General features: G+C 44.7%; 5 protein-coding genes. 3 read left to right on the top strand and 2 right to left on the bottom strand.

The genetic code is table 11. The annotated features are described in order from the left end of the window. Position 1 precedes the first annotated feature (1 nt). Together AWH66_RS08275 and rsgA are read left to right on the top strand one after the other, a co-directional pair. Entirely contained in the window at positions 2-502 is a 501-nt protein-coding gene (locus tag AWH66_RS08275) for a DUF1269 domain-containing protein (protein WP_239922308.1), read from the top strand. Positions 503-1,043: 541 nt separating this feature from the next. After that, positions 1,044-2,099, top strand: coding sequence for a ribosome small subunit-dependent GTPase A (gene rsgA, locus AWH66_RS08270; RefSeq protein ID WP_063604654.1), 1,056 nt, complete (start codon positions 1,044-1,046; stop codon positions 2,097-2,099). A gap of 72 nt (positions 2,100-2,171) precedes the next feature. Here rsgA and AWH66_RS08265 read toward each other — a convergent pair whose 3' ends face one another. Beyond that, on the bottom strand, positions 2,172-2,693 hold the full coding sequence (locus tag AWH66_RS08265; RefSeq protein ID WP_063604653.1) for a CueP family metal-binding protein: 522 nt from the start codon (positions 2,691-2,693) through the stop codon (positions 2,172-2,174). 588 nt (positions 2,694-3,281) lie between these two features. On the opposite strand from AWH66_RS08265, the gene sstT reads away from it, so the two are divergent. Continuing rightward, positions 3,282-4,499 (top strand): serine/threonine transporter SstT, encoded by a 1,218-nt coding sequence (sstT, locus tag AWH66_RS08260; RefSeq protein ID WP_006070241.1) that lies wholly within the window; start codon positions 3,282-3,284, stop codon positions 4,497-4,499. 70 nt (positions 4,500-4,569) lie between these two features. Here sstT and AWH66_RS25655 read toward each other — a convergent pair whose 3' ends face one another. Continuing rightward, on the bottom strand, positions 4,570-14,754 hold the full coding sequence (locus AWH66_RS25655; protein ID WP_240495602.1) for a VCBS domain-containing protein: 10,185 nt from the start codon (positions 14,752-14,754) through the stop codon (positions 4,570-4,572). Positions 14,755-14,816 lie beyond the last annotated feature (62 nt).

Below are 14,816 nucleotides of genomic sequence, written 5' to 3'. Positions count from 1 at the left end.
AATGATGAATAATTCTAACGTTGTCGCAATTGCACACACACATCTGGATGCAAAACATATTGTAACCACCTTAGTCGACCAGGGATTTCCTATAGAGTGCATATCTATCATTGGGAAGGGCTATGAAACGGAAGAGCACGCTACCGGTTTCTACAACACAGGCGACCGCGTCAAAAACTGGGGGAAAACAGGTGCCTTCTGGGGCGGGATTTGGGGCGCACTTGTGGGCTCTGGCTTATTTTGGTTACCGGGTATCGGGGCGGTTGTTGCCGCTGGCCCCATTGTGGCTGCTGTTGCAGGTGCTGTTGAAGGCGCTGCAATAACAGGTGGAGTAACAGCCATCGGTGGAGCATTAGCCAGTATTGGTATTCCAAAAGACACCATTGTCAAATATGAAACCGCCATCAAAACTGACAAGTACTTAGTCGTATTCGATGGTGAAAGTGAACAACTAAAAAAAGCACGCAACTTTGTCCAAAACCACAAAGGCAGCACACTTTAATCCAATCGGCACATGGATGTGCACCTCCTATATATTAGCTATAGTCATCTGATATGTTTCATTTTATTTTTTTGTTATTTAAATTATAAATGACTTACCACCATTTGATGCCTTTGCTCTAAGACAAAGTTACACTCTCTCCCGTACTGAAACGGGTTGAGAACCATCATTAGGTAGCCGTGATTTCTACTTAATGATGGTTTGACACCTTTCTAATTGAAGTCACAATTTTACTCCAACCATACCCACTGCATTATCAACTACTAGCCTTTTCTGATGTTAGTGCTATCATCGCTTACGATGACACCTAACCAAACACTATCTGGAGGAATTTGATGATTGTAATGCGTACCCACTTGGTAAAGTTGGTTTAATAAAGCGAACTAAGTAACAAACAACACTCTCATTTCGTTTAGAAATCGACCATACTTTACCCGGTGTTCCTTTACCGGGGTCTTAGTGCACCCGCACACACTTACATCGGTAAGTACCTGACCCTATTTAAAATTGCATATTTTGTGTATTTTTTTAGGTACTAACAATGAGTTCTATTTTTACCCATCCAATCTCAATTAACGAACTTGGTTGGAAAACATTTTTTCAACAGCAACTGACATTAGAAGAATACGGCGGTATCGTCCCAGGGCGCGTCATTGCGCATCATCGCAGCGGATATGTTGTCTGCACGGAACAACAAGAGTTCCATCTAGAACATCACATTCATTATCCTCAGATGACGGTTGGTGACTGGATTTTACTCGATGAACAACATCGATTGCTTCGCCTTCTTGATCGCCGCTCTTTGTTCAGTCGCAAAGCGCCTGGTTCAAAAGTAGATGAGCAATTCATTGCCGCCAACGTAGACACGGTTTTTATTGTTTGTTCGCTCAATTACGACTTCAATCTAAGTCGGATAGAGCGTTACCTCACTCTGGTGAATGAAGCGAGATCCGAAGCGGTTATCGTGCTAACCAAAGCAGATCTCTGTAACGATGTAGATGACAAGCGACAACAAGTACAAGCTCTTGACCCATTCTTGATCATTGAAACAGTGAACGCACTGGATAGCGATACGTTACAAGGATTGCGCTCTTGGTGTGGCAAAGGGCAAACCGTCGCCTTCATGGGTTCATCTGGTGTAGGTAAATCCACCTTGGTTAACACCCTGATGGACGGCCAAACACAGGCAACTGGGTCAATTCGTGAGGATGATAGCAAAGGTCGTCATACTACGACGTCTCGCTCGATGCACAAGATGCCAGAAGGTGGCTTGTTACTAGATACCCCAGGAATGAGGGAAATTCAGCTAACCGCGAGTGAAGAGGGATTAGCAGAAACGTTTAGTGACGTTGAACTTTTGGTCGAGCAGTGTCGATTTAGTGATTGCCAACACACCAATGAACCCGGCTGCGCGGTGCGTAAAGCACTTGAGAATAGAGATATCGACGCAAGGCGCGTAGACAACTACTTTAAACTCATGCGAGAACAAGCTAGAAACAGCGCTTCATTAGCGGAGAAAAGAAGTAACGATAAACAGCTTGGCAAGTTTTATCGTTCTGTTCAAAGCGAGAGTCGACATCGTAAAAAAGGCTATTAGCACTCCTCATTTAACGTTGTAAATATGAATCAAAAGACCGCTTATACGCGGTCTTTTTTTAATAGCGCTTTACTATGCGCTTTCTAATTTCATATCAGTAATACACGTATTATCCATAATACTTGTTCCTATCACTTTGGTTGCCTTCTTGCCTTTATAGTTCACTATAATCTCAAGGTGTTCTCGGTCCCTAGGTAACCATAAGTCAATGAATCCGTTAGGATTGGTTTTAGCCATTTTGAATAAGAGCTGCCGATGACTATCCTTATCATAAACGGTGACACCCATTTTCTCGTTTTGCAGCTCACCTGTACACCCCGTCGGTAAGTGCATATCACACGGGTGCATTTTGTTTAGATAAGGTGCAATTGAGACTAGGAACTCCTTCTCAAATGGCACAGCCCCAAGGCTGCCATCTTTAAACTGCCCAACAATCTTTGTTGGTTTCACTTGAATTGAAGCTTCACCAGTACGAAACATAGCATTCGCCTCGTCTAGCGCTTCATGAGGTGTCAGTTTGGAAAACTCTGAACCTTGACTCGCAAACACACCAAAACTCGCCAGCATTGAAGCAACTAAGATTAATCTACGCATAGTAGTCACCCAAAAAAGTAAGCAAGAGCGAATACAACCACCCCAATGATCGCAATATATTTAAGTGCAGTGCCCATACTTGCTCCGCCACCTGCTGGCGCTTTATTACAACATCCCATGATGTTCCCCTTCTGTCGTTAGCCTACAGACCAAACTAACCTTTACCCTAAGGGGAGGGTCAATAAAGAATATTGATAAAAATTCATATAAAACAATCCAATAGCCGATAAATAACATTCCAATCATTATCATTTCGAATGGATCGGCCTTAGAACTGGACAGATGAGACACACAACAGTCCCTCTAGAACTTTCATTACCACGCTGATTTTTTGAACATTGCGTTGTACAAAAACATCAAATCAATAACATTTAGCAAAACAATAAACTATAAATTGCAACAAATACCACAAATTTTATCTAAAAATAAATTATATGTAGACACATTAATTTGCATGGATAATATAAAACGCGCAAACACACTTTTTTACAAAATAAAGCCGACCAATCTTCGTTGAAAACTCTTATCTAAACGAATAGGAGTCGTCAAACGACATTAGGTCCGGTACCACTTATACAGGGATAAAAAATGCAAAGTTCTAGCTTGTTAGCTCGCTATGCCAATGGCAACCTGGTTCTCCAGATCCTAGCGGGTATCGTTTTTGGTGTTATCCTCGCACTCGCTTCTCCTTCAACTGCTCAAAGCTTCGGAATGCTTGGTAGCCTGTTTGTTGGAGCATTGAAAGCTGTTGCCCCAATTTTAGTCTTCATTCTTGTTGCAGCTTCTATTGCTAATCAAAAGAAAAACCAAACCACTCACATGCGCCCAATCGTGGTGTTATATCTAATTGGTACTTTCTCCGCGTCTTTGACTGCGGTATTACTAAGCTTCCTTTTCCCAACGGAGCTTACGCTCGTTGCTGGTGCGGAAGGTGCAACACCACCTCAAGGTATTGCAGAAGTTCTTCACACGCTGTTGTTTAAACTTGTAGATAACCCGGTCAGTGCGTTAATGAACGCGAACTATATTGGTATTCTGGCTTGGGCTATTGGTCTAGGTTTAGCACTACACCACGCATCTGATACGACAAAAGCAGTGTTCGAAGACCTGAGTCATGGTGTTTCACAGATCGTGCGCTTTATTATCCGTCTGGCGCCATTTGGTATCTTTGGTCTTGTAGCTAATACATTTGCAACAACGGGCTTTTCGGCACTTGCTGGTTACGCGCAACTGCTATTCGTTCTACTTACTGCAATGGCGATCATCGCGCTTGTTGTGAACCCAATCATCGTTTATGTAAAAACCAAAGAGAATCCATATCCACTTGTATTCCAATGCCTTCGTGAAAGTGGCGTAACGGCTTTCTTCACTCGTTCAAGTGCGGCAAACATTCCAGTCAACATGACACTCTGTGAAAAATTGGACCTAGATGAAGATACCTATTCAGTCTCTATTCCACTAGGCGCAACCATTAACATGGCTGGTGCTGCGATTACAATTACTGTGCTAACACTAGCAGCAGTTCATACTATGGGCATTGAAATTGATATCCTGACAGCATTGCTACTTAGTATTGTTGCTGCTGTATCAGCATGTGGCGCGTCAGGCGTGGCAGGTGGTTCTCTACTGCTCATCCCTCTAGCATGTGGTCTATTCGGTATTTCGAACGATGTGGCGATGCAAGTGGTTGCTGTTGGCTTTATTATCGGCGTGATTCAAGATTCAGCAGAAACAGCCCTGAACAGCTCAACAGACGTAGTGTTCACTGCGGCGGTTTGTAAAGCAGAGCAGAACAAATTGAGCTAACATTGTACTCATCCAAAAAACAAAGGGCTGCGCATCGCGCAGCCCTTTTTCGTTCTATAACGACCCGTCTCTACGGGTCTACCTTAATGATGCTCAAGTGGTCTAGCTGATTCAGTAACTCTGACTGATGATTTCCTTGATCAGTCATTACATTACTATCGGCAATACCCAAGTCATTCCACCCAATACCCTCAAGAGTAATATCCGTTTGCTCACCATTGTTGGTGACACTGATAACTGTTGTCGCAGGATCAGTGTTGTCGTTCGGATCATCATTAACCGTGATGGTAATGTTTCCTAGCAAATCACCTAAATTGTCGTGATCTGGCAACAAGTCAGAGATATCCAACTTATCATCGCCAATATGGAAATCCGTTACGGTTTGCTCTGCAGGGTTGGTGGTGGTGCCAGCACCTTCCTCAGTAAACAAGAATAAATCAAAGCCATCTCCACCGGTAAGAATATCATTACCGCCACCGCCGTAGATAATGTCACTCTCATCAGTACCAATTAACGTCTCAGATGCTCCTGTACCAATGTGAATTTGGTCGGGTAGCGTGAGCTGCTCAGATTGATGTAGTGCCAGTAGCACCTCAGTTGGCGTCATACTGTCCACTTCCTGTTGAGACACACCTAGAAGCGATGTCAGTGTCACACCTTCCAATACAATAGACTGTAACACTGCCCCACTATCACTGATAGCAATAACTGTATCACCAGACTGCTCTGACACACTCAACTGATCTGTTAATTGCTGGTCCGCTTTAAAGTCGACTGCAGTTAGGTCAACCACATCATGTTTCACGGTTGGGTCAGTGGCTGCAAAGTCACGTACATCAAAGTCTTTGATCGTATCCGTTCCAGCGAGGCTCGCCGTTTCCCAACGGAAAGTATCTTGCGAATCGGTGTCCCCACTAATACCGCCGCCAGTAGGAATAGAATTACCAAATAGCCATTCATCACCTGAGGTAGCGGTAAGAATGTCGTCAATCGAACTATCGCCAATCTGACCTTTATTCCCCGTCACTGTGATAGTGATTGGCTGTACGCTATCACCACCAGGAGCACCATCTGTGGCTTCAATATAGAACGTCTCGGTAGCAGTTTGGTCTCCGGTGAGTGCATTACTGCTGCCAGTAAGTAATACGTACGCCCACACGCCAGTCGTCACGTTGAATGTAAGCGTCCCATACTGGCCTGTCGCAGTAAATGTATCACCACTCAATGTCCCGTTACGCAACGAGCGAGTCACCGAGGCACTATCCACATCAGTGATGTTCACTGTACCGGACACAGAATCAGTCACGCCTTCTTGAACACCTTTGGCAAAATCACCAGTGATGCTTGGTGCATCATTGGTGCCTTGGATGGTTACTTTGACTGTCGATACGGTGCCATCCACAGATTTCACGTTAAAGGTATCATCGACCGATTGGCCCACATTTAAACTATTGAATGACTCGTCTGCAATATACGTCCAGTTTCCATCAGCATCGATAGAGAACGTACCATGGTTACCAGCGACATTGGTCTGTTCCTGGAACTTATTATCAGGGTTATCGATATCTGAAGAGGTTAATGTGCCACTTGTACTCAGCACCGCGTCTGTTTCCTGCAAGGTCACATCTGCACTGCTCACTGTGGCAGCATCATTAGTACCCGTGATGACTATCTTCACCTCAGAGGTCGTGCCATCAATAGAAGTCACCGTAAAGCTCTCTTCTGCTTTCTGACCTTCTGCTAGGTTATCGAAATTACTCTTGGCGGTGAATGTCCACACGCCCGCTGCCGTCAGGGTAAACGTACCTAAGTTGCCCACTGTCCCATTTTGAGCAACAAATACGTTATTTGGATTATCAGGGTCATCTGCCGTCAGCGTCCCGTTAGCCGTTAGTATGCTGTTACTTTCTGTAAGGTTCTCAGTAGCAGCACTAATGTCTGCAGCATCGTTGGTACCGTTGATTTTCACCGTAACAGTCGATGGCGTGCCATCAACAGAGGTGACATCAAACGTTTCTGAGACGCTTTGACCGACGTTTAAATGGTCAAATGACTCTTTGGCAACAAATGTCCAAACACCATTGGCATCAATACTGAACGTACCGTACGTCCCTACTTTGCTGCTAGGCGTAAAGGTATTATCCGCGTTATCAACATCACTAGACGTTAAGGTATCTGTAATTGTCAATGGAGCATCCGTTTCATCTCGCTCCACAGAGCCAACACTTACCGTAGCGGCATCATTGGTACCCTCGATCTTCACCGTCACACTCGTTGGCGTTCCATCGATAGTAGTAACAGCAAAGGTTTCTTCAACACTTTGACCAACATTCAAAGAATTGAATGCTTGGTTAGCCACAAACGTCCATTCGCCGTTGGCATCGATGCTAAACGTACCGTATGTGCCTTGCTTATTGTTTTGAACCGTAAATGTATCGTCAGGGTTATCGACATCCGTCGAGTTGAGATTGCCTGACATCTGCAGCGGTGCATCGGTTTCGGCATGAGTTTGAGACTCTGGCGCAACTATCGCTGCGTCGTTACGGCCTTCGACCGTGACTTCAATTGTCTGCTTGATTGCATCGCCTTGAGCTACACCACCAACCAAGCTCTCAATAAATAGGTCAAAGTTTTCAGTGACTGGACCATCGTTAAGACTGTTGGCTTTATCTTGGTCTAATACATACTCCCACTTGACACTTTCCGGTGTATCTCCTGCAATTAGCTTAAGCGTACCGTACGTACCTTGGATTTCCGTCACCATACCGGAGTTACTCAAGCTATAGCTGTGAGTGTCGTTATGATCAACGTCAGCTATCGTCACCACACCATTAGCCGTGCCAGATTCTACTCCTGCCGGATCTTCATGTACGGTTCCTGTGGCAACAGTATTTGCAGCGACAATGGTTGGAGCATCGTTGGTACCTGTCACTTGGAAATTGACAGTAATAGTATCTGAGGCACCGTGTTCATCCGTGACTTTCACTTGATAGCTCAACGGGCTAGACAGCGTTTCACCTTCTGATAAATATTCAAAATCACCAGTCAGATTGAAGGTCCAAGCACCAGTCACCGGATCGACTGTCAGCTCGCCTCTTGGATCACCAGAGACTACTTGCCAGTGATGACTATCCGCCACATTAACAGTATCAACATCACCAGAGTCAAAGTTACCAGTAAGCTGCGTCGTGGTGTTTTCCGTCGCCATTTGTTCGCCAATATCCACAATTTGCGGTGCATCGTTGGTACCGACAATAGTGATATTAATGACATGCTCGTTGGACTCTTCTGTTGTCGTTACGCCAGAACTGTCTGTTGCGACAACACTCACTTGAATAGTTTTAGTCTGCCCTTTAGCTAACGCATTAATCTCTGGATTGTTCTCGTCAACCACGAACTTCCAGTTACCGTTGTTATCGACAGTGAACGTACCAAGATTTGAGTCTTGTTTTACAGAGAAGGTATGAGTATCACCAACGTCAACATCGGAGACCGTGACTTTACCTGCCGCGGTGCTACCCAAAGCATCACTTACTGAGCCGGAAGCCGAGCCTGATACGGTTGGTTGATCGTTAGAGCCGACGACCGTCACTTCTACTTTTTGAGTCACTTCAGCACCGAATTGATCGGTTGCGCGTATTGTGAACTCTTCCGTTACCGTGACGCCTTCACCTAATGATTGAACGTGAGGCTTGTCGTTGAATAGAACGTATTTCCAAGTATTTGTAGATGGGTCAACGGTAAAGTGACCATAAGTACCATCCAAATTAGTAGGGTCTAACGTAACAGTATCGTTAGTATCAAGATCATCTAATACAATAGCCTTAGTTACTGATACTGTCGTTCCACCGCTATCGATGACATCTTCAGTCACAGCTCCATCAACAGTCGTCATCGTAGGTGCTTGGTTTTCACCTTGAATGTTAATGGTTAGAGTTTGTGTAGCTGTTGCACCTTTCGGGTCAGTAACGACGACTGTCCAAGTTTGCTCAATAGTTTCATTAGCCCCCAACGCAATAATGTCTGGGTTATTTGGATCCACTTTATAAGACCATGTGCCATCAGCATTAAACACCAACGTACCATAGGCATTATCAACGTTGTTAGGAGTTGCAACCCATGTATGATGCCCTTGATCTTGAGTATCAATATCAGTCACTGCGAGTTTTCCGGATATTGTTTGATCAACATCATCGGCAACTATGGTTTCTTCAACATTAGCCTTGAGCGTTGGCGCATCATTTTGACCATTCACATCAATAACTATCTCGAGTGTTTGTGGCAAACCATTGTCATCAACAATAGTTTTTCCGTATTGGTCTACAGCGTAAACCTCAAAAACATCGTGCTTGGTTTCTCCCTCTTGGAGTGATTGCACAGCTCGACTGTCGTTATCTAAAGTAAAGACCCAAGAACCATCATCATTAACGACAATACTGCCGTACGTTCCATTGCCATCAACTAAAGTCCAGGTAATCTGACTTCCAAGCTCAATGTTCGGATCTAGTACCAAAGGCCCACCTGCGTTATCCGAGCTAATGACAATCTCAGAAGGACCTGTACCTGTTTCATTACTATCGCTATTGTCTTCATTGGCAGTGATAGTCTTGACGATATATTTTTCATCATTCGGGTTAGGGTTTTCGAAGTTTTCGGCTGACCCTATTACCTTCACTTGGACTTCTCGGCGATCCGATTTAGTACTCGCTCCCTCACCAGCTTCAGTATCAGTCACGGTTACGTAGAATGTATCAAACACCTCTTTTTCGGCAGGAAGCTCTTTTGATGGATCTAGTACGTACGTCCATTTACCAGTATCAGGGTCGATAGTTAACGTACCATATTCACCCTGTATATCTTCTACTGCCCATACATGTGAATCACCTAGATCAGCATCATCTACACCCAGTACACCCGATATAGAATCTGTCACATCTTCATGTGCTTCTCCGAGCAACACCGTATCATCTTGGGGTTTTGTAATGTCCGTGTTGTAAGTAATTTCTGGTTTATCCGCAGAACCATTAATCGTGACATTGACGTCTATGTAGAACGGACCAACAACAATTCGCCATGACTCAGTTGCTGTCTCACCTTCATCAAGGCCTTGAACAAGCACAGAATCGTTGTCCAATTCATATTTCCAACCGCCAGTTGCCGTTCTAACAAGCTGTCCATAAACACCACCGTTTACGGGTATAAAATTCGCACCTGGTGGAATAGGGAAAATGAAAGAGTCTCTATCAACCAATTGTTGATCTTCCGTGACTTCTAGTTCGGAGACGTCAACAGGAATGATACCGCCGCTACCAGAACCATCACCTGGATCTTGTTGACCTATAACATCAATTACAATTTCTTGACGGTTTGAAACCCCGCCGTCGTTATCCGTCGCAACAACATAGAATTTTTCTTGTACCGTTTCACCCGCAATCAATGCTTGCGTCGCTGGTAATGAATTATCAAGAACGTAAGTCCATTTACCGTCATTGCCAAGAGTCAAGGTCCCATAAGTGCCAAGACCCGAAGGAGCGCTACCCGATGCACCACTACTCTCTATTGACCAACTTACAATAGAACTGTTGTTGTCTACATCAACGGCAGACAATTGGCCATCAGTTCGCGTAAGATCGACACCAAACTGCGCTGCCGTGCCATCTTCCACTACGGTACCTGTTGATTCACCTGAAATAACTGGTACATCATTCCGGCCTTCAATCGTAATCGTAATATCTTGGGTAACTGTTGCACCATTTCTATCTGTCACCAAAATGGTAAAGACTTCAGTCTCGGTTTCACCCTCGGCAAGCGATTGTAAAACATCATTTTTCGGTACAAATGACCATTTACCATCTTTATCGATTGAGAGCTCACCACTTAAACCGTTATAGACGTTGTGACTTTGTCCTGAAGAGATAACCACTTCGGCTTTATCATCATTATCATAATCAGTGAGAACTAATTGTCCCTCAATTGGTGTAGAATCATCGCTGGTATCATCTGTTCCATTGTCCTCTACATAAGTAGCGGACACGTCTCCTGTGACAACTGGTGCGTCATTCTGGCCTTCAATTTGAATCGTAACGGTTTCAACAGAAGTAGCGCCTTGACTATCCGTTACTTTCACTTCAAATTCATCGGTGACAATCTGCCCAGGTTTCAATGCTCGGATTTCAGAAAGCTTGCTTTGTTGGTCATAGGTAAACGTCCACTTGCCATTCGAGTCCATTGTAAGCGTGCCATACTCACCACGACCGTTGTTCGAATCACTGATTTCCCACTGATGAACATCGTCCGCATCAACATCACCAGAACTTAATTGACCCGATGTTGTATATTGACCCGCTTCTATAGCATCTTCAAAAATAACCTTATTTTGAGCGCCAGTGATGTTCGGTGCGTCATTTTCACCTTCGATGACAATCTTGATTTCTTGAATCGACTCAACACCATACTTATCTCTAACCCGTACCTGAACCGTGTCACCACCTGGTAATATGTCTCCCTTATCAAGCGAGTCCACAACTGGATGGTTATTGTTCAGCACATAAGTCCATGTACCTGTTGCTTCATCAATACTGAAAGTACCGTACTGACCACTTTGCAATACACTCCAAGAGACGATTTCACCCTGATCTGGATCACCACCACCGATAACATTGTTATCTAGTTGATCTTGGGTCGGAATACCCGCAATGATCGTTCCACTCAAGGCGGCTCCATCTTCTATAACGGTATATTCAGGTTTAACAACAATTTCTGGTTCACTGTTGGTGCCCGCAACGGATACCGTAACAGTAATCGTGTCTGTTAAACCGCCAGCGTCCGTTACAACAACTTGGAAAGTATCTGTTACCGTCATACCTGGTGGTATTGAGCGAGTAGCCAGTGAGTCACTGTCTAGCTCATAGGTCCACTTACCATTATCATCAACCGACAGCTGACCGTAGGTGCCCGTCGCTTTTCCATTGACTGGATTCTCACCCTGAACCTGCCAAGAATGAGAATCAGTAGAATCAATGTCAGATACGGCAAGGTTACCCGTCGCCACTTCACGTCCTGGAGTATCTTCGATAACGCTACCAGTTGTGGTTCCCGCAAGTTCTGGCGCATCATTCGTTCCAGAAATATTGATAGTAATGGTTTGAGTATCAGAACCATTGGATTGACCTGAGCTGTCTTTAACCGTGACGGTAAAGGTTTCCGTTAGCGGTGTATCTCCCGGTCTTAATGCTTGCACAGATGGGTTGCTATTATTGAGGGTGTAAGTCCATTCACCAGTCACTGGATCGATAGAAATGGTACCAAACTGTCCTTTCCCGGTATTCAAAGACCATGAATGTGTGTCATTTGTATCGACATCTCCTGGATCAAGCTGGCCGACAAATTTGATTGGCTGAGAGGGGTCATTGTTAGGGAAATCATCTTCGGTAACACTACCTACAAAGTCTCCATTAATGACTGGCTGATCGTTGGTCCCCGTGATATTTAGCGTGATGGTTTTTTCATTAACCGCACCGAACTCATCGGTCACTTTGATGGTAAATGTTTCCGTGACTACTTCACCATGAGCCAATGCTTGCACTTTACCACTTTGAGCGGTGGATGCTTCTAGATCGTATCGCCATTTGGTGACACCATTGGCATTCTCAAAAATAGTCAGAGTGCCGTATTCACCAACACCACCGTTACTATCAGTAATTTCCCAAGTATGGTCGTCGTTAGCATCAGGATCTTGGTCTCTCAAGTTTCCAGAACGAGATTCGACTCCATCTTCTACTAGGTTTTGGTTGCCAGTGATCTTGATATTTGGTGCATCATTAGTGCCCGTAATATCGATGGTTACAACTTCTGTACTCACTGCTCCGAACTCGTCGGTCACTTTAACATTGAAAGAGAGCTCTTTAGTTTCACCTTCTCTTAAAGCTTGAGTTGCACTTGAGCGATTATTTAGAGTAAATCGCCACTCACCGTTTGGCTGAACTACCAGGTTACCATATGGTGTCGAACCGTTGTCGACAGAGAAAGTCAACTGTGCATCTGCATCGATATCAGTACCGTGCAATGTACCAGTGGCAATTCGTGTACCAGCGACAAAAGTTCCGTCATCTAAATTTCCGGCCTCGACCACCGAACCACTTAAGTCACTTGCATTGGTAAACGTAGGTTGATCGTTAGTACCTTTTACCGAAATAGTAATGACTTCAGTATTTAGCGCACCCAACTCATCTCTTACCGTAACGGTAAAGTGAATATCCTGAGTTTGTCCCTCTTTGAGCGCCTGAGTTTCGGGAGAGTTATTATCTAATGTAAAGGTCCATTGACCATCTGGTAAAACAACTAAGTTGCCAAAGTCACTACTACCATCATTAACGTAGTACGTTAGATTACTGCCGGCATCTGCATCAGAGCCAACCAGCGTACCTGTCGCTTGAGTGACTCCGGAAACAATCGTACCGTCATCATTATTTCCGGCCTCAATTACAGTGCCGGTCAGATTGCTAGCGCTCGTGATCTGTGGTTGATCATTGGTCCCTGTAATATTGATTTTGACGACTTCAGTATTTACTGCGCCAAACTCATCAGTGACCTTAACCGTAAATGAAAGCTCTTTAGTTTCATTTTCTCTCAGTGCTTGTGTATGTACGGAGTTGTTGTCTAATGTGAACTTCCATTGGCCATTTTCCTGAACCACCAATTCGCCATAATCATTGCTTCCATTATCCACGGAGAACTTAAGCTGAGCATCCGCATCAACATCTGTCGCAGTCAATGTTCCAGCGGCAACGGCGACACCCGCAACAACCGTTCCGTCATCTAAGTGTCCGGCCTCTGTGACAGCCCCATTAAGAACACTAGAACTAGTAAATGTCGGTTGGTCATTCGTGCCCTTAACTGTAATGGTGACGGTTTCAGTGTTAATCGCGCCTAATTCATCCCGTACTTTCACAGTGAAAGTAACATCGTGGCTCTGACCTTCTTTCAAAGATTGCACCTGAGAAGACGTATTATCTAGAGTAAACTTCCAGTCACCATCATCGTCGACAACCAATGTGCCATAGTCACTGCTGCCATCATCGATTGAGAAAGTGAGGCTTGAGCCCGCATCTACGTCAGCACCAATCAGCGTGCCTTCAACCTCTGCAGTACCAGTAACTGGCGTGCCATCATCTTGATGTCCTGCTTCTTTTACATCGCCAGACAGATCACTTGATTGGGTTATCGTTGGCTTATCATTAGTACCTGTGATGGTAATTTTGACGACTTCAGTATCAGTCGCGCCAAATTCATCTGTTACTTTTACGGTAAACGACAACTCTTTGGTTTCATTTTCTCTTAGCGCCTGAGTTAGCGAAGAGTTATTGTCTAGTGCAAATGTCCATTGGCCATTTGGTTGAACCACTAAATTGCCATAACCCGTTGCTCCATTTTCAACAGAGAAGGTTAACTTAGCATCTGCATCAATATCTTCTGCATGCAGCTGACCAGATGCCGATGGAGTTCCTGGAACAGCGGTTCCATTGTCCAAATGCCCTGATTCAACAACATTGCCCGATAGCTCGCTCGAGTCAACAAAGGTTGGTTTGTCATTGGTACCTTTGATAGAAATGGTCACCACTTCAGTATTAATAGCACCGTGCTCATCGCGAACCGTCACTGTAAAGTTGACGTCTTTTGTCTGCCCCTCTTTCAGTGCTTGAGTTTGCTCTGAATCATTGTTCAGCGTAAAGGTCCATCGACCATCCGGCAACACAACCATGTTTCCATAATCGCTATTACCATTCTCGATGTAATATGTCAGCGTGCTATCTGCGTCAACATCAGTACCAACTAGCGTCCCAGTTGCGACATCCGTTCCAGGTACCGTAGCACCAGAGTCCGTATGCCCAGCTTCAGTAACGGTAGCCGCGAGAGTAGTGCTTGAAGTAAAGGTTGGTTGATCATTGGTACCCGTTATAGTGATGGTCACCGTTTCGGTGCTCACCGCACCAAACTCATCGGTCACTTTGACCGTAAAGCTAACGTCTTTAGTTTCACCTTCTTTGAGTGCTTGCGTTTCAGTCGTGGTGTTATCTAGCGTAAAGGTCCATTGACCGCCTTCTTGCACCACAAGTTTGCCGTAAGGACTGTCGCCATTGTCCACAGCAAACTTCAACTGTGCATCAGCGTCTACATCATCCGCAATCAAGGTACCGGTAGCCGTTGGTGTACCTGATATAACATTGCCATCGTCATCGTGGCCCGCTTCAGTCACAGCACCAACAAGCTTACTGTTGGCATTAAATGTTGGCTGGTCGTTAGTACCCGTAATGGTGA

It is taken from the genome of Vibrio barjaei, assembly GCF_001639065.2.
GTDB lineage: Bacteria > Pseudomonadota > Gammaproteobacteria > Enterobacterales > Vibrionaceae > Vibrio > Vibrio barjaei.
Note: the sequence above shows the minus strand (reverse complement) of the source record. Positions and strands in the feature narration are given on the sequence as shown.

Bases quoted from the DNA above. Each gene is read 5' to 3' on its own strand.
- AWH66_RS08275 (WP_239922308.1), top strand. From the start codon at position 2: ATGATGAATAATTCTAACGTTGTCGCAATTGCACACACACATCTGGAT.
- AWH66_RS08265 (WP_063604653.1), bottom strand. From the start codon at position 2,693: ATGCGTAGATTAATCTTAGTTGCTTCAATGCTGGCGAGTTTTGGTGTG.
- rsgA (WP_063604654.1), top strand. From the start codon at position 1,044: ATGAGTTCTATTTTTACCCATCCAATCTCAATTAACGAACTTGGTTGG.
- sstT (WP_006070241.1), top strand. From the start codon at position 3,282: ATGCAAAGTTCTAGCTTGTTAGCTCGCTATGCCAATGGCAACCTGGTT.